The sequence below is a fragment of the Mesorhizobium sp. Root102 genome (assembly GCF_001425625.1).
GTDB lineage: Bacteria > Pseudomonadota > Alphaproteobacteria > Rhizobiales > Rhizobiaceae > Mesorhizobium.
The window spans coordinates 1-20,541 of record NZ_LMCP01000045.1; the positions used below are offsets into that span (position 1 = coordinate 1).

Annotated in this window: 17 protein-coding genes and 1 pseudogene; 12 read left to right on the forward strand and 6 right to left on the reverse strand. The window is 62.7% G+C overall.

Going from position 1 to position 20,541, the window contains the following annotated elements:
* The 3 genes and pseudogenes from ASD12_RS34450 to ASD12_RS26295 form a co-directional block, all read right to left on the reverse strand.
* On the reverse strand, positions 1 to 527 hold a 527-nt coding region (locus ASD12_RS34450), incomplete at both ends, for an integrase core domain-containing protein (RefSeq protein ID WP_156398669.1).
* 1 nt (position 528) lies between these two features.
* A pseudogene (locus ASD12_RS34455) lies at positions 529 to 852 on the reverse strand (DDE-type integrase/transposase/recombinase); the annotation flags it as partial.
* A 355-nt stretch (positions 853 to 1,207) separates the two neighbouring features.
* On the reverse strand, positions 1,208 to 1,879 hold the full coding sequence (locus ASD12_RS26295) for an FCD domain-containing protein (protein WP_056593484.1): 672 nt from the start codon (positions 1,877 to 1,879) through the stop codon (positions 1,208 to 1,210).
* A 206-nt stretch (positions 1,880 to 2,085) separates the two neighbouring features.
* On the opposite strand from ASD12_RS26295, the gene ASD12_RS26300 reads away from it, so the two are divergent.
* The 12 genes from ASD12_RS26300 (at position 2,086) to ASD12_RS26355 (ending at position 17,352) form a co-directional block, all read left to right on the forward strand.
* Positions 2,086 to 2,964 carry a fumarylacetoacetate hydrolase family protein gene (locus tag ASD12_RS26300; protein ID WP_056593486.1) on the forward strand — a complete coding sequence of 293 codons (879 nt, stop codon included), beginning with the start codon at positions 2,086 to 2,088 and terminating at the stop codon, positions 2,962 to 2,964.
* Positions 2,961 to 3,740, forward strand: a complete 780-nt coding sequence (locus ASD12_RS26305; RefSeq protein ID WP_056593488.1) for an alpha/beta fold hydrolase — start codon at positions 2,961 to 2,963, stop codon at positions 3,738 to 3,740. The genes ASD12_RS26300 and ASD12_RS26305 overlap by 4 nt, the downstream gene beginning before the upstream one ends.
* 52 nt (positions 3,741 to 3,792) lie before the next feature.
* Positions 3,793 to 5,133, forward strand: a complete 1,341-nt coding sequence (locus ASD12_RS26310) for an amidohydrolase family protein (RefSeq protein WP_056593490.1) — start codon at positions 3,793 to 3,795, stop codon at positions 5,131 to 5,133.
* Between the two features lie 44 nt (positions 5,134 to 5,177).
* Positions 5,178 to 6,179, forward strand: a complete 1,002-nt coding sequence (locus tag ASD12_RS26315; protein ID WP_056594477.1) for a branched-chain amino acid ABC transporter permease — start codon at positions 5,178 to 5,180, stop codon at positions 6,177 to 6,179.
* Positions 6,176 to 7,201, forward strand: coding sequence for a branched-chain amino acid ABC transporter permease (locus tag ASD12_RS26320; protein ID WP_056593492.1), 1,026 nt, complete (start codon positions 6,176 to 6,178; stop codon positions 7,199 to 7,201). Before ASD12_RS26315 ends, ASD12_RS26320 begins: the two co-directional genes overlap by 4 nt.
* Before the next feature lie 51 nt (positions 7,202 to 7,252).
* On the forward strand, positions 7,253 to 8,500 hold the full coding sequence (locus ASD12_RS26325) for an ABC transporter substrate-binding protein (RefSeq protein WP_056593494.1): 1,248 nt from the start codon (positions 7,253 to 7,255) through the stop codon (positions 8,498 to 8,500).
* Positions 8,501 to 8,526: 26 nt separating this feature from the next.
* On the forward strand, positions 8,527 to 9,312 hold the full coding sequence (locus ASD12_RS26330) for an ABC transporter ATP-binding protein (RefSeq protein ID WP_056593495.1): 786 nt from the start codon (positions 8,527 to 8,529) through the stop codon (positions 9,310 to 9,312).
* Positions 9,305 to 11,542, forward strand: a complete 2,238-nt coding sequence (locus ASD12_RS26335; RefSeq protein ID WP_056593496.1) for an ABC transporter permease — start codon at positions 9,305 to 9,307, stop codon at positions 11,540 to 11,542. The genes ASD12_RS26330 and ASD12_RS26335 overlap by 8 nt, the downstream gene beginning before the upstream one ends.
* A gap of 89 nt (positions 11,543 to 11,631) precedes the next feature.
* Positions 11,632 to 13,818: a flotillin family protein gene (locus tag ASD12_RS26340; protein WP_056593497.1), complete on the forward strand. Its 2,187-nt coding sequence runs from the start codon at positions 11,632 to 11,634 to the stop codon at positions 13,816 to 13,818.
* A 291-nt stretch (positions 13,819 to 14,109) separates the two neighbouring features.
* On the forward strand, positions 14,110 to 14,547 hold the full coding sequence (locus tag ASD12_RS26345) for an SRPBCC family protein (protein WP_056593498.1): 438 nt from the start codon (positions 14,110 to 14,112) through the stop codon (positions 14,545 to 14,547).
* Positions 14,548 to 14,556: 9 nt separating this feature from the next.
* Positions 14,557 to 16,077, forward strand: a complete 1,521-nt coding sequence (locus ASD12_RS26350) for a zinc-binding dehydrogenase (RefSeq protein ID WP_082525699.1) — start codon at positions 14,557 to 14,559, stop codon at positions 16,075 to 16,077.
* A gap of 201 nt (positions 16,078 to 16,278) precedes the next feature.
* Complete coding sequence (locus tag ASD12_RS26355; RefSeq protein WP_056593500.1) at positions 16,279 to 17,352, forward strand: ABC transporter ATP-binding protein; 1,074 nt, start codon at positions 16,279 to 16,281, stop codon at positions 17,350 to 17,352.
* 63 nt (positions 17,353 to 17,415) lie between these two features.
* Here ASD12_RS26355 and ASD12_RS26360 read toward each other — a convergent pair whose 3' ends face one another.
* Genes ASD12_RS26360 through ASD12_RS26370 form a run of 3 tightly spaced genes read right to left on the reverse strand, consistent with a single transcriptional unit; the run spans position 17,416 to position 20,473 of the window.
* Positions 17,416 to 18,258 (reverse strand): carbohydrate ABC transporter permease, encoded by an 843-nt coding sequence (locus ASD12_RS26360; RefSeq protein ID WP_056593504.1) that lies wholly within the window; start codon positions 18,256 to 18,258, stop codon positions 17,416 to 17,418.
* Positions 18,255 to 19,139, reverse strand: coding sequence for a sugar ABC transporter permease (locus ASD12_RS26365; RefSeq protein ID WP_056593507.1), 885 nt, complete (start codon positions 19,137 to 19,139; stop codon positions 18,255 to 18,257). Before ASD12_RS26365 ends, ASD12_RS26360 begins: the two co-directional genes overlap by 4 nt.
* Positions 19,140 to 19,198: 59 nt before the next feature.
* Positions 19,199 to 20,473 carry an extracellular solute-binding protein gene (locus tag ASD12_RS26370; RefSeq protein ID WP_056593510.1) on the reverse strand — a complete coding sequence of 425 codons (1,275 nt, stop codon included), beginning with the start codon at positions 20,471 to 20,473 and terminating at the stop codon, positions 19,199 to 19,201.
* Positions 20,474 to 20,541: the final 68 nt, after the last annotated feature.

The following is a 20,541-nucleotide window of genomic DNA, read 5'->3' on the forward strand; positions in this document are numbered from 1 at the left end:
GGAGACATGGGTAACACTTTTGGCCCGAAGGGGTTTTGGAGTGGTTCGAGCCTGCATGTCTCATCATCGAAATATCCCAAATCATAGTCCATGAAGGAAGCCAGCCAGATATGGTCCTCGACCTGTTTGATGCCGACGGTCTGGCCGGCGAAGACGAGGCTGAGATTGATCTTCTTGCGGTCGAAGCAGATGCGTCCGCATGTGGTGACGGTGACGGCCTTGTCGTGAAACGGATAATCGAGGTCAGGCAGGCCAGTGTAGGGGCGCGGTGACGGCTGATAGCGCTCGGCCGGACAGGCCATGTCGAGCGCCTGGTGCGGGCGCTCCGAGTTGAACTCGTCGATGAAGTCATCGAACTTGGCCTGCTGCTGAAGGAAGTTGGCGCCTGCCGGTTTGGTGGCCTCCTTCTTCAAGGTGAGGTGCATGCGCTCATGGCGCCCGTTCTGCTGGGGGCAGCCCGGCTTGATGCGCTCGATGTCGATGCCCAGGCGCAGCCACCAGACCGACAGCTTGCTGAGGTTGAACAGNCTCATGGCGCCCGTTCTGCTGGGGGCAGCCCGGCTTGATGCGCTCGATGTCGATGCCCAGGCGCAGCCACCAGACCGACAGCTTGCTGAGGTTGAACAGCGCATTGGGGCTGGCAAAGGGAACGCCATTGTCGGTCCTGATCGCGTTGGGCAGGCCGAACTCCTTGAATACGCTCTCGAACACGGTGAAGGCATAGGCCTCCTTCGTGGTCGAGAGCGCTTCGCAGGCGATGAGATAACGGCTGGCGAAGTCGGTGATGGTCAGCGGATAGCAATAGCGCCGATCGGCGAGCATGAACTCGCCCTTGTAGTCGGCGCACCACAGNGGCGATGAGATAACGGCTGGCGAAGTCGGTGATGGTCAGCGGATAGCAATAGCGCCGATCGGCGAGCATGAACTCGCCCTTGTAGTCGGCGCACCACAGGGTCCGTTCCGGACACATAGGTTACGGTTCATACCGGAGACATGGTGTAGTGCACCCCTTGGGTGAGACACCAATCAGGGACAGTTCTGCGGCCAAGGGGGCCTGGCGCAATCGCGTTGGGCCGGCTTCGTATTCATCCGGCGCATGACTGACGTTTTGTGATGTCGGCGTTTTCGTGATGTCGGCTTTTGGCCGCGCCACGAGATGTCGCGGATGGAGGTTAGGCCACGCCCCAAAATAAGGCAGCCAGATTGATCATCTACCCAGCAAGTTCTTCTCGACTGTCTTTAGGTGACCAAGCATCGCCGTCTTCGCGCCTTCCGGATCGCGATGGAACAACGCCTCCAAAATCACCTGATGTTCCCGGCAATACACCTGACGTCGCTCTTCCGAAAATGAGCGCTTCTTCATTTCAAACCAGGGTGACTGGTTGCGAATGGCACGCATGAGATTGTGGATCTCTTTCAGGAAGTCATTGCGGCAGCAGGCAAACACTCGGTGATGGAATTCGGCATCCCAATGCTCGAACTCGGGCATCTCCATGGCATCGCATGCGGTCTGGTGTGCTTCGCGGACGGCATTCAGTTCGGTTGCGCTGGCATTGGTCGCGGCAAAGGCAGCCGCTGCCGGTTCGAGTAGCTGCCTGATCTCCATCATGTCGGCGGGGCTAGTGCCTTCCATCCGTGCGACCATCGATGCGATCGATGTCGGATTGGTTGCGGTCAGAAAGGTGCCGCGCCCGACATGCCGCACGACCGTTCCGTCGTTCTCAAGGAAGCCGACGGCCCGGCGCACGGTGTTGCGCGCGACGCCGAATTCGACCGCGAGGTCGCGCTCGGGCGGCATGCGGCCGTCCTCGAGCCACTCGCCGGAGGAAATCCGTTTCTTGAGCATTGTGGCGATATCGTTGGCGACGAGTTTCGGCATTCGTTGAGAACTTTTATCTGATCCAATGTTGAACCAATATTATCAAGCGATTGCCGGCTGGTCCAGTGTTCAGACGAGAAACAGGCGCCGTATGCGCATGTTTTGTTGGATTGTGAGCCGAACCCCACTTGAAGCGTGAACCAATCGGCGATAGCGTGTAGCGAAAGAGCCAGTATTGGTTCATAAAAGGTTCAGGGAGGAATCGGATGCGGGTCGCGACATTTTCGATCGCCGGCGAACGTCGCCTAGGTATTGTCGATCTCGATGCCCAGATCATCGCTCCTTTCGATTTTGCCGTCGATCAGGCCAAGGCCGGCATTCTGGCACTGATCGAGCGCAACGGCGCTGGCGTGCCGCGCACCCTGTCACCGATCCCGCTGGCGCAGGTGGAAATCGAGGCGCCGATTCCGCAGCCGCGCCGCAACATCTTCTGCGTCGGCAAGAACTATCATGAGCACGCGCACGAGTTTGCCCGCAGCGGCTTCGATTCCAGCGCCGGCGCCGGCGCGATCCCTAAACACCCGATTATCTTTTCCAAGGTGCCCGAATCGGTCGTCGCCAACCATGCCAGCGTGCTGATCGATTCCTCGGTCTCGACGGCCATCGACTACGAGGCGGAGCTTGCCGTCATCATCGGCAAGGGCGGGCGCGGCATCGCCAAGGAAAACGCGCTCGATCACGTCTGGGGCTACACGATTGTCAACGACGTCACCGCCCGCGACCTGCAAGGCAAATACAGCCAGTGGTTGATCGGCAAGTCACAGGATACGTTCTGCCCGATGGGCCCCTGGGCTGTGACCAAGGATGAACTCGATCTGGCGACCGCCGGCATCCGCTGTTTCGTCAACGAGGATCTGCGCCAGGACTCCAGGATCTCGCTGCTGATCTTCGACATCCCGACCATCATCGCGACGCTCTCGCAAGGCATCACGCTGAAGCCCGGCGACATCATCGCCACCGGTACGCCGGTCGGCGTCGGAATCGGCTTTGATCCGCCGAAATATCTCAAGGCCGGTGACGTCGTGCGCATCGAGATCGACGGCATTGGCACGCTGGAAAACCGCTTCGTGGAGTATGCGCAATGACGACCGTGACGGTTGGCCAGGTCGTCGCGGAGGTTGTCGGCGAGGGTGCGGCCGTGGTGATGATCCATGGCCTCGGCGGCACGTCCAACATGTTCCAGCCGCAGATGGCGGCACTTTCTAGCTATCGCGTCATCCGGCTCGACCTGCCGGGCTCCGGCCGGTCGCTGCGCCCGATCGAGCCGCTGACCATCGAAGGGATGAGTGAGGCAGTCATCCGCACCATGGCCGGCATGGGGGTCGCATCCGCGCATTTCGTCGGCCATTCGATGGGCACCATCATCTGTCAGCAGATTGCTTCAACGCAGCCCGCGCTGGTCACCTCGCTGACGCTGTTTGGCGCGCTGGCGGAACCGGCCGAGGCGACGAGGCAAGGCCTCGCCAACCGGGCGCGGCTGGCGCGCTCGGGCGGCATTGCCGATATCGCCGACCAGATCGTCGCCAACGCGATCTCGGCGCACACCAGGGAGACTTCGCCGGCCGCCGTCGCCTTCGTGCGGGAATCGATCACCCGCCAGGACCCGGAATCCTATGCCCGCACCTGCGAGGCGCTGGCCAAGGCGACCTCGGTCGATGCGCGGCGGATCTCGGCGCCGACATTGCTCGTCACCGGCGATGCCGACACGGTCAATCCGGCGGGTGTCGGCCAGGCGCTTGCCGACAGGATCAAGGGCGCCGTATTCTCCTCACTGGATCGGTGCGGGCACTGGGCCACGGTGGAAAGCCCGCGCGACAGCAGCCAGAAGCTCGCCGATTTTTTGAGACGGGTTGATAGGTGAGGATTTCAGATCGGGCGTAGAACTGCGCGCTCGGCAAGTTGGGAGGCTTGTGATGGCAGACGACAGCTGGAACGGCAACGGTTCGGGCAGCACGCTGTTCACCAATGTGCGCGTGCTCGACGCGTCAGGTGAATATCCATATACCGGTGAGGTGCTGGTGCAGGGCAACCGCATCAAGCAGATCACCAAGGGCTCGTCGCGCTTCGGCTCGTCTTCGTCCTCATCCTACAGCGGCGGTGCAGCAGGGGGTGTCACGACCATCGACGGCATGGGCGCGACGCTGATGCCGGGCATGATCGACGCGCATCTGCATTTGTCGTGGAACAACGCACCCGGCATCGACCCCATCCAGATGATGGAGATCGAAGAACATATGCTGGTCACCATGGAGATGGCCAAGCTGGTGCTCGACGCCGGCTTCACCGCCGGCCGCGGTGCCGCCGCCGCCAAGCCGCGTCTCGACGTCGTCGCGAAAAAATTCATCAACCAGGGCCGCTTCCCAGGGCCGCGCTATCTTGCGGCGGGGCCGGAAATCACCACGGTCGGCGGTCTCGGCGATTCCTCGCCCTCCCATATCCCGCATGAAGGCCTCAATCTCGGCATCGTCGTCTCCGGCCCCGAGGAAATTCGCCGCACCGTGCGCCAACTGATCAAATACGGCGTCGATTCCATCAAGCTCAACCTGTCAGGCGAGAGCATCACCGGCATGGGCGCCGAGGAAACGCCGATGTCGGAAGAGGAGGTCGCCATGGCGGCTTCCGAGGCGCGCTGCCGCAACAAGGTGCTGTCGGCGCATGCGCGCTCGTCCGGCTCGGTCAAACAGTGCATCCGCCACGGCATCCAGAACATCTACCACGCCTCCTTCGCCGACGAGGAAGCGCTCGATATGCTCGAGGCCGTCAAGGACAAGCATTTCGTCGCCCCCGGCATCGCCTGGCTGATCAACACCGCGCGCCATGCCGAGCAGTGGGGCATCAAGCCCGGCTCGCCGCTTTCGCTCGAATATGAGCGCGAGCTGGAAATGTGCATCGAGACGATGAAGAAGATGCATAGGCGCGGCATCCGCGTCTGCATCGGCGGCGACTACGGCTTTGCATGGACGCCGCAAGGCACCAACGCCAAGGACATCCAGACCTTCGTCGAGATGCTCGGCTTCTCGCCGATGGAGGCCATCCAGGCCGGCACCAAATATGGCGGTCAGATCATGAACATGGGCGACGAGCTCGGCATGATCAAGGAAGGTTACCTCGCCGACCTCCTGCTGATCGACGGCGATCCGATTTCCGACGTGCGCATCCTGCAGGACAAGAACCGCATCCTCGCCATCATGAAGGACGGCAAGTTCCACAAGGCGCCGCGCATGAACGAGCAGCGTCGGCGGCTGACTGCATGAGCCTGCTCGAGCAGCCTTCCTCGTCGTCGCTTTCGGCCGGCGGCATGACACGCCGGCAGGCCTGGGGCCTCGTCGGCCTGGTTGCCGCCGCCGTCATGGTGTGGCTGGTCTTCGCCGTCTGGCCGGATTGGCTGAACGCGATCTTGATCTCGAAGAAGGCCTTCGTCAGCGCAATCCTCAATGGCATCACGCTGGCCGGCCTGTATTTCCTCGTCGCCAGCGGCTTCACGCTGATCTTCGGCCTGATGCGCAACGTCAATCTGGCGCATGGCTCGCTCTATCTGCTCGGCGCCTATATCGGCTACGAGGTCACCAACCACACCGGCTACTGGCTGCTCGGTGTCGCCGCCGGCTTCGCCGTGCTGGCGATCATCGGCGTCGTCATGCAGGTTTTCGTGTTCCGCCGCCTCGAAGGCGATGACCTGCGCCAGACCTTGGTCAGCATCGGTATCTCGATCGTCGCCGCCGACCTGATGTTGGCTGTGTGGGCCGGCGGCACCTACCAGATCACCACGCCGGAATGGCTCGACGGCGCCTTGACCTTGCCAATCATCACCGCGGTGCGCTCAAACGGTGTATCGGTCTTCCTTACCTATCCGCTCTATCGCGTGGTCGTGCTGGCGGCGGCGATCGTCATCGGCGTCGGGCTTTGGCTGATGCTGAACCGGACCCGCGTCGGCATGATGATCCGCGCCGGCGTCGACGATCGCGCCATGCTGCAGGCTTCCGGCGTCAACGTGCATGCGGTGTTCGCCGTCGTCTTTGCTGTCGGCGCCGGCCTTGCCGGCTTCGCCGGTGTCGTCGGCGGTTCGGCGCTGTCCGTCGCACCCGGCGAGGATGTCCGCTACCTCCTGGCGTCGCTGGTCGTGGTCATCGTCGGCGGCATGGGCTCGATCACGGGTGCCGCCATCGGCGCGCTGCTGATTGGCCTCGCCGAGCAGATCGGCCTCGTCTATTTCCCGACCTACGGCATCGTGCTGACCTTCGTCATCATGGTGGTCACGCTGGCGGTCCGGCCACAAGGCATCATGGGGAAGGCCCGATGAGCCTTGCTACTACCGCCAACGTGACGCCGCAGCAGAACTGGCTGGAGAGGCTGGGGGCCGGTCACATCATCCTGGCCATCGCGTTGGTCCTCTATCCATTGGTGGCCTCGGATTTCTTCCTGACGCAGATCGGCGGCTATTCCCTGATCTTCGGCATGTTGGGTCTGTCATTGATGCTGCTCGCCGGCTACGGCGGCATGGTCAGCCTGGCGCAGATCACGGTCGCTGGCATCGCAGCCTATGCCATCGCCATCCTCGGAAACAACAATTCCAACATCCTCGGCTTCGGCTGGCCGTGGTGGCTCGCGGTGCCGTTCGCGGTTCTTGCGGCGGCACTGGCCTCGGCGCTGATCGGCTGGATCTCGGTGCGCACCGAGGGCATCTACACAATCATGATCACGCTGGCGATCGCCACCGCGACCTATTATTTCGCCCAGCAGAACTACGCCATCTTCAACGGGCATTCCGGCTATACGGGCATTCGCGCTCCGGCATTCTGGGGCATCGGCTGGCGTGACGCCCGGCCTTTCTACTACCTTTGCCTTGGTCTGGCGGTGTTGTCCTACGCAGCCGTGCTCTACGGCTCGCGCTCGACCTTCGGCATGACCTTGCAGGCGATCCGCGACAACCCGCGCCGCATGCGTGCGCTCGGATATCACGTCACCGCGCACAAGGTCTTCGCCTGGCTGCTGGCGGGCGTTATCGCCGGACTGGCAGGCGTGCTGCTGGTCTGGTTCAACGGCCGCGTCTCGCCCGGCACCATCGGTGTCGACGCCGCGATCGACGTGCTGATCATTGCCGTCATCGGCGGCCTGCGCCATCCGATCGGGCCATTCCTCGGCGCGGTCGTCGTCGTCCTGATGCAGACTTTCGCCATCGACATCGTCGGCGCCGAGCGTTTCAACACGCTGATCGGCATGGTGTTCCTGGTGATCGTCTTCGTCTCACCGGATGGAATTCTTGGGTTGTGGGGGAGGATCAAGCCACATCTTGCCCAGGAGTCCTTGCGTCCCGGCCAATAGCAACCGGGATGGAATGAACCACTGCAAAACGAAATCAACGGGAGGAAAATCATGAGGATGCATAGACGCACATTGCTGGCCCTGGCGGTGTTCACCGGGCTGACCGCACCGTCGATGGCGCTGGCTGCCGACGACACCATCAAGATCGGCCTGCTTGCGACCTTCGAGGGACCGTTCACGGTGCTCGGCGAGGACGGCGAGCGCGGCGCCATGACCGCGGTTGCCGAGATGAACGGAACGGTCGCCGGCAAGAAGGTCGAGATCGTCAAGGGCTCGTCCGATGCCTCGCCCGACAGCGCCGTTCGCGCCGCGCGCAAGCTGGTCGAACAGGACGGCGTCAAGGTGTTGGTCGGCCCGCTTTCGGGGGACGAAGGCATCGCCGTCAAGGACTACGCCAAGACGCAGCCGAACGTGACCTTCATCAATGGCACCTCGGCCGCGCAGGATACCACGTTGCGCGATCCGGCGGAGAATTTCTTCCGCTTCTCAACTGATGGCGCGCAGTGGATGGCCGGCCTCGGCACCTATGCCTTCAACGACAAGGGCTACAAGAAGGTCGCCACCGTCGCCGAAGACTATTCCTTTCCCTACACGCAGGTGTTCGGCTTCATGGCCGAGTTCTGCAAGGCCGGCGGCCATGTTCCGTCGAAGTCCTGGGTGCCGATCGGCAACAAGGACTTTTCTTCGGTCATCGCTGCCATCCCGGAAGACGTCGATGCGATCTACGTCGCGCTCGGCGGCGCCGACGCCGTCAACTTCCTGACCCAGTACCAGCAGGGTGGCGGCTCCGCACCGCTGATCGGCGGCTCGATCACCGTCGACCAGACGGTGCTGACCTCGAAGGGCAAGCTGCGCGATGTGCTGAAAGGCACGCCGTCGGCCGGGCCGACCGCAGACACCAATGACGCGCCGGCATGGAAGACGTTTGTCGAGGCCTACAAAAAGCAACCGGGGGCCTTTCCCTCGCCGTCACTCTTCGCCCACGGCTACTATGTCGACATGAAGGCGACGCTGCTCGGTCTCGATCAGGTCGGCGGGGATGTCTCCGACGGCGGCAAGAAGCTGCGCGATGCGCTGTCGAAGCTGTCCTTCGACACGCCGACCGGCAAGGTGTCGCTCGACAAGAACCGCAACGCGATTGCCGACATCTTCCTGACTGAGGTCACCGAAGGTGCCGACGGCAATCTCATGAACAAGCTGGTCAAGGTGGTGCCGCAGGTCAACCAGACGCTCGGCATTCCCGAAGACGAGTTCATGAAGCTCGGCGCGGTCAACCGCGACAATCCGAGCTGCCCGTAACAAACGGACTTCGAGTGCAGTCGCCAGTGACCGAAAGCTTCGCAGCAACCCGTCTCCAGAGTTCCGGCGCCTATGCGCTGGAGCTCGATGGCGTGGCGCGGCATTTCGGAGCACTGGTGGCCCTCTCGGGCATCAATATGAGGATCGCGGCCGGGGAACGGCGCGCGGTCCTCGGCTCCAATGGCGCCGGCAAGACGACGCTGTTCAACGCCGTGACCGGCGATTTCCTGCCGACGGCAGGACGCATCCGCTTCTTCGGCGAGGACATCACCGACCTGCCACCGCATGAACGCATCCGGCGCGGGCTGCGGCGCACCTATCAGATTTCGCAATTGTTCAAGGGCCTGTCGGTCCTCGATTCGATCTTTCTCGCTTGCCGCGGCGTCTCGCGCCGCCGGTTTTCGCTGCTGCGTCCCGCCACATCAGACGTCAACATGGTGCAGGCGGAATCGATCCTGAACGCCGTGCATCTCGAAGCCTACCGCGACACGCTGGTGGCGACGCTGAGCCACGGCCAGCAACGCCAACTGGAAATCGCACTCGCATTGGCTGGAGCGCCGCGCTTCATCCTGTTCGACGAGCCGGCGGCCGGTCTTTCGCCGACAGAGCGCCGCGACCTCGTCGCCATCCTCAACGCGCTGCCGAAACACATCGGCTACATCATCATCGAGCATGATCTCGATGTCGCGCTGCGTGTTTCGGAATATGTCTCGATGATGCACAATGGCCGCCTGTTCAAGGAAGGCACCCCGCAAGAGATCGAGGCCGATCCCGAGGTCCAGGAAATCTATCTCGGGGGCAAGCATGGCTGAGCGCCCAATTTCTTCGCGCCAAAGTTCTGGCAAGATAGCCAAGGCAATCCTGCGGATAGAAGACCTGCAGGTCTTCTACGGCGAGAGCCATGCGCTGCAGGGCGTTTCGCTGACGCTGGAAAGCGGCGTGCTTTCCGTGGTCGGCCGCAACGGCATGGGCAAGTCGACGCTGTGCAACACCATCGTCGGGCTGAAGCGCGCGCGTTCCGGTTCCATTCGTATCGACGGCCGCGAGATCTCGGCGCTCGAACCGCACGAGATCCATCGCCTCGGCGTTGGCTATGTGCCGCAGGGCCGTCGCGTCTGGCCGAGCCTGACGGTCGACGAGCATCTGCGGCTTGCCGCCGGCAACAGGCGCGATGCCAGTTGGACCGTCGAGCGTGTCTATCAGACCTTTCCGCGCCTGGCCGAGCGCCGCGGCAATGGCGGCTCGCAGTTGTCGGGTGGCGAACAGCAGATGCTGGCGATCTCGCGCGCGCTGCTCAGCGACCCGAAGCTGCTGGTCATGGACGAACCGACCGAAGGCCTGGCGCCGATCATAGTCGAGCAAGTCGAGCAGATGCTGATCAACCTCGCCGCCGAAGGCGAGATGGCGGTGCTTGTCATCGAGCAGAATATCGGCGTGGCGACCGCGGTGTCGAACCAGGTCGCCATCATGGTCAATGGCCGCATCAACCGACTGATGGATGCAAAGGCGCTCGCCGCCGACCGCGAGTTACAGCAGCGTCTCCTTGGCGTCGGCCGCCATGCCGAGGAAGCGCCGATCACGCCGGCGGACGCGGCGCAGGCCAGGGAACAACTGGCGGAGGTCTATCGCGTTGATCGCACTGGCGCCGGCTCGACCGAGCCAATGCCGCAGAACGGCATGTATCGCCCGGTTACCAACTTGCCCAACCGCTGGAACGTGCCGGTCACTGAGATGCGGCAGGCGGCGGTCGACAAGGCAGCACCTCAGGACGATCTGAAGAAGGTTTTCGCCATCCCCTTTGCCGAGCGCATCGGCCGGACCGTGCTTGTCGCCGGCACCTTCGACACCAAGGGCAAGGAACTGCGCTTCGTCGCCGACCGGCTGAAGTCGCTGGGCATTCCGGTGCGCACCGTTGATCTCTCGACATCGGGAAAACCGACCAGCGCCGATGTGCCCGCCATGCAGGTGGCCGGCATGCACGCGCGCGGTTCGTCCGCCGTCTTCACCAATGATCGCGGCGGCTCGGTCAGTGCCATGGCGGAAGCCTTCGCGCGCTGGATCGAGCGCGAGCCGCGTATCGGCGGCGTCATCTCGGCCGGTGGCTCCGGCGGCACCACGCTGGCAACGGCGGGCATGCGTGTGCTGCCTGTCGGCATACCCAAGCTGATGGTGTCGACGGTGGCGGCCGGCGATGTCGCCAAATATGTCGGCGGCGCCGACATCATGATGTTCCATTCGGTCGCCGATGTGCAGGGGCTGAACTCGATCACCGAACAGGTGCTATCCAACGCCGCGCACGCCATGGCCGGCATGGTCGCGCAACTGCCCAATGCCGAGGCGTGGGAAGCAAGACGCAAGCTGGCGCGGCCGGCTCTGGGCATCACCATGTTCGGCGTCACCACACCGGCGGTGCAGGCGGTGACCAGACGTCTTGAAGCCGACTATGACTGCCTCGTCTTCCATGCCACGGGCATCGGCGGACGGGCCATGGAAAATCTCGGCGACTCTCGCCTGCTGTCGGCCTTCCTCGACCTGACCACCACGGAAGTGGCCGACATGATCGTCGGCGGCATCTTCCCGGCGACCGAGGATCGTTTCGGCGCGGCGATCCGCACCGGGCTGCCTTATGTGGGCTCGACCGGCGCGCTGGACATGGTCAATTTCGGCCCGCGCGACAGCGTGCCGGAGAAATTCCGCAGCCGCAAATTCGTCATCCACAATCCGAACGTCACCCTGATGCGCACCACGCGCGACGAGAACCGCGCCTTTGGCGAATGGATCGGCGCGCGGCTCAACGCCATGAATGGCCCGGTGCGGTTCCTGCTGCCCGAAGGCGGAGTGTCAATGCTCGATGCGCCCGGTCAAGCCTTTCACGATCCTGAAGCTGACAACGTCCTGTTCGAGGCGATCGAGAAAACCGTTCGCCAGACTCCGTTGCGCCATGTCGAGCGGGTGCGGGCGAACATCAACGATACGCCTTTCGTCGATGCGGTAATCAATGCGTTCCACGCGATCACGCCGAAACTGCAGAGGCGGGCATGAAGAATTGGACTTCGCCACCGTGCGGGTGGATGTTTGAAAATACTGCCGGTCGCCCCGTGCCGACCGTATTGTCTTGGGGAGGATAGATCATGGACGCGCAAACCTTTGGCGCATTCCTGTTGTGGCTGATCATTGCCGCGGTCGTCGTGGTGATCGCCGTCTATATCTTGCGCTGGCTCTATCGCCGCTCGACCAAGGAGACGGCGTTTGTCCGCACCGGCTTCATGGGGGAGAAGGTGGTGGTGAATGGCGGCGCCTTCGTCATTCCGGTGCTGCACGAGATCACCCCGGTCAATATGAATGTGTTGCGCATCGAAGTGCGCCGCGAGGACGGTTTTGCGCTGATCACCAAAAACCGCATGCGCGTCGATCTGATCGCCGAGTTCTTCGTCCGCGTCGGCGCCAGCCGCGAGCTGGTCGCCGCTGCCGCGCAGACGCTAGGCCGCCGCACGCTGCAGCCCGACAGTTTGCGCGAACTGCTGGAAGGCAAGTTTGCCGGCGCCCTGCGCACGGTCGCGGCCCAGATGACGCTGGAAGAGATGCACGAACTGCGCGGCGACTACGCCGCCAAAGTGCGCAGCCTTGCTTCGGAATCGCTCGCCGCCAACGGGCTCGAGTTGGAAAGCGTCGCCATCGTCGATCTTGACCAGACCAGCCTCGAATATTTCGACCCGTCCAACGCCTTCGACGCGGAGGGCCTGACGCAGCTGACGGAATCGATCGAGACAAGGCGACGGATGCGCAACGAGATCGAGCAGCGCACGCTGGTCGATATCCGTAACCAGAACCTCGACACCCAGCGCAAGGTGCTGGAGATCGACCGCGACAGCGAATATGCCCGCCTCGAACAGGAACGCGAGGTCGAGATCCGCCGTGCCGCGCAACGTTCGGAGCTCGCCATCGAGCGCGCGCTGCGCGACCAGGAATCCGAACAGGCACAGCTTTCGTCGCGCGAAGCCGTAGAGAAGTCGCGCCTCAACCAGGAGCGCAACATCACCGAGGAGCGCATCAAGAGCGAGGAAGACACGCAGCGTCGCGAGATCGCGCGGCGCCGTTCGCTCGACGAGACCGAGATGAAGATGCGTGAAATGACCGAGCGCGAGCAGATTGCGCTTGAACTGTCGCTGGAAAAGGCTCGCATCGAGCGGGAGGGCACGCAGAGCCAGCTCGAGATCGAGCGCAGGAAACTGCTCGAGGTCGCTGAACTGGAGCGCCAGATCGCTCTGGCTGAAAAGGCGCTGGAAGTGACGAAGGCAGAGGCGGAAAAGCGCCGCGCCGAGATCGTCGAGAACCAGGCAACCGAGACGGCGCGGATCGCGCAGGATCGCGCCATCGACGAGGTCAGGATCGCAAGGGAGCGTCACCTCGAAGCGCTGCAGATCGCCAAGCGTCAGGCTTTCGAGGAAGCCGAGATCTCGGCCGGCGAGGAGGTCGAACGCGCCCGTATCACCACCGAGCGCGGCATCGAGGAGGCCCGGCTGATCAAGGATCGCGATATCAGGCAGCTTGGCGTCGACCGAGACCAGAAGATCGAGATCGCCGAAATCCAGAAGGCAATCGACATCGCCAAGAAGACGCAAGAGCGTTCCTCGGCGATCGCGGCCTCGGAGGCGGTTCGCGCCAAGGCTATCCAGGCCGAAGAACAGGCCTTCACTGCCCGCGAGCGTGAGATTGCCGAACGCCGCAAGCTGACCGACCTGATCGGCGCGCAGCGCGAGGCTGAGCGTGACGCCTTGCGCATCGTCTCAGCCGCCGATGCCGAGATGAAGGCGGCGAAGAGCCTCGCAGAAGCACAGAAGATCGCCGCTGTCGCCTCGGCGGAATCGGAGAAGATCCACGCCCTTGCCGCCGCCCAGCGCTACGAAGTCGACGCCGCCGGCCATCGCCAGCTCAACGAGGCCGAGAACCTGCTCTCGAACGAGGCGCGGGCAGGGCGCTTGCGCGGCAAATTGCTCGACCACATGGAAGGCATCATCCGCGAAAGCGTCAAGCCGATGGAGAAGATCGAGGGCATCAAGATCCTGCATGTCGACGGCATCAATGGTGGCAACGGCGGCAACCGCAATGTCACCGACGAAGTCATTGACTCGGCGCTGCGCTACCGGGTGCAGGCGCCGATGATCGACAATCTGATGAAGGAGATCGGCATTGAGGGCGGCTCGCTCGGCCGCATGACCGATGTGCTGCGCGATGCCAAGGACATTTCGAGCCTGACCCGCGACAAGAAGGGCAAGGGAAAGGCCGCCAAGGACGACGATGACGACCGCGATCATTGAGGTGAGGCCGGTATTTCGTCGCGCTTGGTTGGGCCGTGCGAGACGATGTCTTGCGCCTGATCGCGATGCTGCGTCGGTTCGCGATGGTTGCCAAGTGGTTCCCCCACTCCGTCGCTGCTTCGCAGCGCCACCTCTCCCCCCTCCGGAGGGAGAGGAAGGGAGCCCGCCGTGGATGGTTCGCACCCTTCCTCTCCCCCGTCGATCGGGGGAGCTCGACGGAGTGGGGGTCGATCTGGCGCGGCGCGAGACAATGCATACGCGGACTGCCATGCCCATAGCCGGCCCGCAAGCATGACCAAGGTCTATGTATCCTCGGTCATTCCCGCTCCAGCGGCGGAAGTCTGGAAGCTGGTCCGCAACTTCAATGGCTTGCCGGCTTGGGCGCCTTTCGTTGCCGAAAGCCGCATCGAGCAGAACGCGCAGGCCGATCAGATCGGTTGCATCAGAAGTTTCACGCTGAAGGACGGCGGGCGGATTCGTGAAAGGCTGCTGGCCCTGTCGGACTACGATCTGTCCTGCAGCTACGCGATCCTCGAAAGCCCGATGGCGGTGGAGAACTATGTCGCCACCCTGTCATTGACGCCTATCACCGACGGCAACCTGACGCTTGCCGAATGGCAGGCGGAATTCGACTGTGCGCCGGATCGCGAAGCAGCCCTGATGCACCAGATCGGCACCGGCGTGTTCCAGATCGCCTTGACCGCACTGAAAAACCGGTTCGGGCGCTGACGCGGCGCGATGGTCCAGGTTCGCCAGAGCACGATCATCGATGCACCGATCGACGAGGTCTGGGAAATCCTGCGCGACTTCAACGGCCACGATCGTTGGCACCCGGCAATTTCCTTCAGCGAGATCGAGGGTGGTGAGCCGGTCGACGCGGTCGGCTCGGTCCGCCACTTCAGGCTGAACGACGGCGGCGAGTTGCGTGAACAATTGCTGGCGCTGTCCGACAAGGACCGGCGGCTCAGCTATTGCCTGCTCGAAGCGCCGCTTCCCTTGATGGGCTATGTCGCCTCGGTGCGGCTGAAACCGGTGACCGACGGCAATGCGACCTTCTGGGAATGGCGCTCGGAGTTCAATCCGCCGGCGCATCGGCGCGACGAACTGGTCAAGCTGGTCGCCGAAGGCATCTATCAGGCCGGCTTCGCGGCCGTGCGCAATCTTCTGCGAGGCCGAAGCGCAGGCTCGCCGATCGATGTGAGGCCTTCCCGGGCGGTTGCCGCTCCTGCCCCATCGGCAAGCGTGCCGCGCGTCGCGCCGACGGTCACACCAGGTCAGGCCGCGACAACCAGGGCGATCGTTGTCGAGCGCTATGGCGGACCGGAAGAGCTGCAGCTCAGGGAAATCGGACTGCCGAAGCCGGCGCCGAACGAAGTGCAGATCCGCCATACGGTGATCGGCGTCAATTTCATCGATGTCTATTGCCGCACCGGCTATTTCGACCTTCTGCAGCCGCCTGGCGTGCCGGGCATGGAGGCGGCCGGCGTCATCGAGGCGGTTGGGTCCGCGGTGTCGGGCTTCTCTGTCGGCGGCCGTGTCGCCTATGCGTGTCCGCCGGTCGGCGCCTATTGCGAGCGGCGCAACATGGTGCCTGATCTTTTGGTCCATCTTCCTGATGATATCTCCGATGACATTGCCGCCGCTGGGCTGCTCAAAGGCATCGCCGCGAGTTTTCTGCTGCACGAAGTTCATGTTGTCCGTCCTGGCGAGGTCGTCCTGATCCATGCCGCCGCTGGCGGCGTCGGCCAATTGTTGGTGCAGTGGGCCCGCCATCTCGGAGCGACGGTCATTGCGACGGTGTCGAGCGACGATAAGGCGCGGATCGTCGAACGGCTCGGCGCTGATCACGTCATCGTCTATTCGCGAGAGAATTTCGCCGAGGCCGTCATGCGATTGACTGGCGGCGCCGGCGCGGATGTCGCCTATGACGCTGTCGGCAACGATACCTTCGGTGGGTCGCTGGCGGCGCTCGGAGTACGAGGCCATCTCGTCAGTTTCGGCCAGGCTTCCGGCCCAGTCGGCAATTGGGATATCGGTCGGCTCTCTTCGAAGTCCGTCACGATTTCCCGGCCGAACTACGCCCACTATACCGACACACCGCAGAAGCTTGCTCCGCAATTGAACCGGTTCTTTGCCGCGCTGCGACAGGGGACTATCAAGGTCGAGCCTCCGAGGCACTACGATCTGGCAGCGGCGTCGGAGGCCCATCGCGATCTGGAGTCGCGACGAACGACCGGCGCGCTGGTGCTAAAGGTGTGAGACGAGTTGCCACAATCGAAGCCGCCTGGCGGCGTCAGACGAAGCTTTCGGTCGCTATGGTCACTATCCATTTCGAGACCTTTGGGAATGGCCGCTGTCGGCGTACCCTCGACCTGCCGCTTGCGCTCGCAAGGTCCGCCCCCACGTTCCTTGACATCGGGTATTTATCCGAAATTATGTAGGAAAGAAGGATCGCAAAGCATGACGGGAATCGCGCTGTCGGGCGTATCAAAGCACTTTGGCGCAGTCGAAGTGATCCGCGACGTGAGCCTGGACATTAAGCCAGGAGAGCTGGTCGTGTTTCTCGGCCCGTCCGGTTCTGGCAAGACGACGCTGCTCCGGATGATCGCCGGCCTCGAAAGCATTGACGAGGGCACGCTGACGATCGACGGGGTGCGCTCGGAGAACCTTGCGCCGGGCAGGCGCAACGTTGCGATGGTCTTCCAGAACTATGCGCTTTACCCACATATGACAGTCGCGGAGAACATGGCCTTTGGGCTGAGGAACATTCGGGTCGCGCCGGATGTTATACGCCAACGGATCGCTGAGGCTGCGCGCATCTTGGAGATTGAAGCGCTGCTCCACCGGCGGCCGTCGCAGCTCTCCGGCGGGCAGCGCCAGCGCGTGGCTATCGGGCGTGCGATCGTCAAGGAGCCCAAGGCATTCCTGTTCGACGAGCCACTCTCCAATCTGGACGCGGCGCTTCGAGCCCGTACACGCGTCGAGCTTGCCGAGCTGCATCAGCGTTTGAAGTCGACGATGATCTACGTCACCCACGACCAGGTGGAAGCGATGACCCTCGCCGACCGTATTGTGATCCTCAATGATTGCCGGATAGAGCAGATGGGAAGACCCGACGAGGTCTATGCACGTCCGGCATCGCGATTCGTCGCGACCTTCGTCGGATCTCCGGCGATGAACATTCTGCCTGTTACGGTTTCGGGCTCAGGCGACAGGCTCAATGCGCGCTTGACGGATGGATCGCTCGTCGGGCTTCCTGGCGCGCCGGCCAACATGGATTGGCGCGAACTGGGAGTGCGGCCGGAATCGCTGATTGTCGTCTCCGAGGGCAATGAAGCATCCGCCACGGCCACCGTTGTCGAGCGCCTTGGTGAGCGAACGCTCGTCTATGCGCGGCTCGCCGATGGGACGCAGGTTACGGCACAAGATCGCGGGCTCTCGAGCGTCAAACCGGGCGATGCCGTTCGGCTGATGTTCGACACCGCCGCCCTGCATCTCTTCGCCGCGGACGGATCGACCTGGCACGCGCGCTGACGGGCCTGAATCCGCCGAGCGGGGTCCTGCCCTCTGGCATCGCGGTTCGCTCGCGGGCCGAGGCTAGCCCTTGATACCTGCCGAGAGCGTTATCGCTTCGGTCACTCGTCGTTGGAAAAAGAGGTAGGCTAGCGCCACCGGAAGGCCGGCCAGTACAGCTGCCGACAGCTGGCGCGCGTAGTAGACACCGAAGGCGTCATTGACCTGCGTGATGCCGACGGTGATCGTCATCATCTCGGTGCGGGTCACCGAGAGGAACGGCCACAAAAACGCGTTCCACGTCCAGATGAAGCAGACGATCGACAGCGCCGTCGTCACCCCCCAGTTCATCGGCATGTAGATCTTGAAGAGGATCCCGAATTCAGATGCATTGTCCATGACCGCGGCCTCGCGGAAGTCCTTCGGGACCTGATCGAAGAACTGCTTGTACACGATGATGATGACGGGGTGGATAAGCTGCGGCAACATGATTCCAGCCCAGCTGTTGAGCAGGCCAAGGTTGGCCACCAGCACGAAATGATTGATGATCAGCGCCGAAGTTGGCACCATGAAGGAGGCGAGTATCAGCCACCATAGCGCGATCCGCCCCGGGAACCGCAACTGCGAAATCGCGTAGCCGCACAGCATCGAGGTGAAGATGGTGATGACCGTTACGCCGACCGCGACCGCCACCGAATTGACGTACCAGGTGCCGATCTGTGTGGTGGTCAGGGCGTCAATGTAGTTCTCCAGCGTCGGCGTCTCGGGCCAGAGTTCGATGTATGGCCGGACGACTTCGTCGTCCGGTTTGAGCGATGAGATCACACCCCAATAGAGCGGGAACGCCCATAGGATGGCCCAGACGAGCGTCAGTGCCGTGATGATCCCGCCCCAAAAGTTCCAGCGCTGCGCAGCCATGGCGTTCATCGGCGCCGCCTTTCGGCGAACCGGAGCAGTTGGAATTGCAGGACCGAGACGACGACCACAAGCACGAAGAGGGTGACGGCGACAGCCGCCGCCCTACCTCCCTGGTTCTGCTGGAAAGCCTTCTGGAAGACGTAGTAGACGAGCACCATATTGTCGTTCGGCCGGCCGCCGATCGAGAACAGATAGACCTGATCGAAGATCTTGAGCTGCAGGATGAGTTGGATGGTTAATACCAGCGAAGTGACCGGCCATAGCAGTGGCCAGGTGATACGCCGGAACGTGGTCCATCGCGTCGAGTTGTCGAGCGCCGCGGCTTCATGGATCTCCGCGGGTATGGACCGCAGTCCGGCGAGGAAGAGGAGGATCGAGAAACCCGCGGTCCACCAGATCGTCACCCCGGCCACCGCCGGCAAGAACCAGACGCGCGACTTAAAGACCGGTACGCGCGGGATTCCCAGCCAGTCCAGCACATGCATCGCGATCCCGAACTGGAAATTCAGCGTCCAGTCCCAGATCAGATAGACCACGGACACCGGCAGGATGTACGGCAGGAAGAACAACGCCAGCACGATCGCCTGGAACCGGCCCTTGAGGCGTGACACGCCAAGCGCGATCAACAGGGCGATGAGTGTCCCGGGGACGACCGTCATCAGCACGAAGTAAGCGGTGTTCCAGACCGCGCGCCGGAACATCGGGTCGTTGTCGAGCCGCAGGTAGTTGTCGAGGCCAACCCACCGACCCTCGCCGATCAGCGGCGCATCGGTGAAAGAGATGCGGAACATCTGAACCGTCGGATAGACGAACGCCAGCAAGTAGATCGCCAGGAAGGGAGCGACCAGCACCAGTGCGACAAGACGTTCAGTGCGGGAGTTGCGAAGCATGGCTCTTCCTCAAATATGGTTGGGACCGTCCCGGGCAGGGCGGTCCCAGCCTTTGAGCCCTACATGCTGTTCAGCTCTTCCTTGATGGATTTCACCGCCTCGCCCGGGTCCATCTCTCCGTTGAGGGTCGGCACGAAATAATTCGACATGATGTCGAAGATCGGCCCGGCGACACCAGCCTTGGGCGACTTCGGATCGAAGATCATGTTGGCCGTCAGGGTCGAGTAGGTCGCATTGGGCTCCATTGCCTTGTATTCCGCCGTCTCGGTGACTGGCTTGTAGGCAGGGATGTGGCCTGCCGTGGCCCAGAAAAGCGAGTGCTTGTCCATCCATGAGATCACCTCGAGAACGGTGGCACGCTTTTCCGGGGTGATCTCCTTGCCCTTGTTCTTCGGGATCGCGAACGAGTGGCTGTCCGCATAGGTGCATGGCTTGTCGAAGATCACCGGGATCTCGACGGCGCCCCAGTCGAACAGCTTGCCTTGCTTGGCGAGGTCCGTCATCGTGGGAACTTCCCAGACGCCGTTGATCATCATTGCTGCCTTGCCCGAGGTGAATAGGGCGACGGTTGCGGGATAGTCCGTATAGGTCGACTGCAGCCCGGCTTTCGTCCACCCTTGCAGAACCGCCAACGCTTTCGCCAGCTTTTCAGCATTGTCGCCGGCGAGGAACTCGTTGCCCGTCAGAAGCTCGCCGCCTTGCTGGCACACCAGCGAGTAAATGGTGCGGTACATGAAGTTGCCGTCGGCGGTCACGCTGCCCAGCGGGAACTCGATGCCGGCATCCTTCAACTTCTGCAGTGTCGCGGTGAATTCCTCCCTGTTACCCATGCCCACGGGACGGCCGTCGTCGCCGAGCACGCCTGCCTTCTTCAGAAGGACGCGGTTGTAGTACAGGACGATTGGATGGGTATCGAGCGGCACTGCGTATTGCTTGCCGTCGACAGTCACGGCGCCCATCGTCGTCTGGGCGAAGTCCGAGGCCGAGAGGCCCATCTTGCTCATGTCGTCGGCGGTGATTTCTTCGAGAATATCCTGGCTCACCGCCAAGGGGATGCGGCTGGCATGATAGGTCATGACGTCTGGCGCCTCTCCGACCGCGGCCGAGGTCTGCACCTTCGCGTAGAAGGGCGTGCCCCACTCCAGCGTCGTGGCGTCGATCTTGATCTTGCCGGCGTGGGCGGTGTTGAAGTCGGTGATCATCTGCTTCATGCGCACACCGTCACCGCCGCCGAGGAAATCCCACCATATGACGGTTTCTTCGGCCTGGGCCGCGACGGCCCAAAATCCTCCGGCCGCAACCACCGCTATGGCCATCATCCTGCGAAAGTTCATCTCAGCTTCCTCCCGAGTACGGCGATTAGATCCGCCTTGAACGTTTCAATGCTACACCAAACCAAACC

Excerpts from the sequence above, each read along its gene's own strand:
- ASD12_RS26335 (WP_056593496.1), top strand. The coding sequence starts at position 9,305 with ATGGCTGAGCGCCCAATTTCTTCGCGCCAAAGTTCTGGCAAGATAGCC.
- ASD12_RS26345 (WP_056593498.1), top strand. The coding sequence starts at position 14,110 with ATGACCAAGGTCTATGTATCCTCGGTCATTCCCGCTCCAGCGGCGGAA.
- ASD12_RS26300 (WP_056593486.1), top strand. The coding sequence starts at position 2,086 with ATGCGGGTCGCGACATTTTCGATCGCCGGCGAACGTCGCCTAGGTATT.
- ASD12_RS26355 (WP_056593500.1), top strand. The coding sequence starts at position 16,279 with ATGACGGGAATCGCGCTGTCGGGCGTATCAAAGCACTTTGGCGCAGTC.
- ASD12_RS26295 (WP_056593484.1), bottom strand. The coding sequence starts at position 1,879 with ATGCCGAAACTCGTCGCCAACGATATCGCCACAATGCTCAAGAAACGG.
- ASD12_RS26305 (WP_056593488.1), top strand. The coding sequence starts at position 2,961 with ATGACGACCGTGACGGTTGGCCAGGTCGTCGCGGAGGTTGTCGGCGAG.
- ASD12_RS26350 (WP_082525699.1), top strand. The coding sequence starts at position 14,557 with ATGGTCCAGGTTCGCCAGAGCACGATCATCGATGCACCGATCGACGAG.
- ASD12_RS26325 (WP_056593494.1), top strand. The coding sequence starts at position 7,253 with ATGAGGATGCATAGACGCACATTGCTGGCCCTGGCGGTGTTCACCGGG.
- ASD12_RS26320 (WP_056593492.1), top strand. The coding sequence starts at position 6,176 with ATGAGCCTTGCTACTACCGCCAACGTGACGCCGCAGCAGAACTGGCTG.
- ASD12_RS26365 (WP_056593507.1), bottom strand. The coding sequence starts at position 19,139 with ATGCTTCGCAACTCCCGCACTGAACGTCTTGTCGCACTGGTGCTGGTC.
- ASD12_RS26360 (WP_056593504.1), bottom strand. The coding sequence starts at position 18,258 with ATGAACGCCATGGCTGCGCAGCGCTGGAACTTTTGGGGCGGGATCATC.
- ASD12_RS26310 (WP_056593490.1), top strand. The coding sequence starts at position 3,793 with ATGGCAGACGACAGCTGGAACGGCAACGGTTCGGGCAGCACGCTGTTC.
- ASD12_RS26370 (WP_056593510.1), bottom strand. The coding sequence starts at position 20,473 with ATGAACTTTCGCAGGATGATGGCCATAGCGGTGGTTGCGGCCGGAGGA.
- ASD12_RS26315 (WP_056594477.1), top strand. The coding sequence starts at position 5,178 with ATGACACGCCGGCAGGCCTGGGGCCTCGTCGGCCTGGTTGCCGCCGCC.
- ASD12_RS26340 (WP_056593497.1), top strand. The coding sequence starts at position 11,632 with ATGGACGCGCAAACCTTTGGCGCATTCCTGTTGTGGCTGATCATTGCC.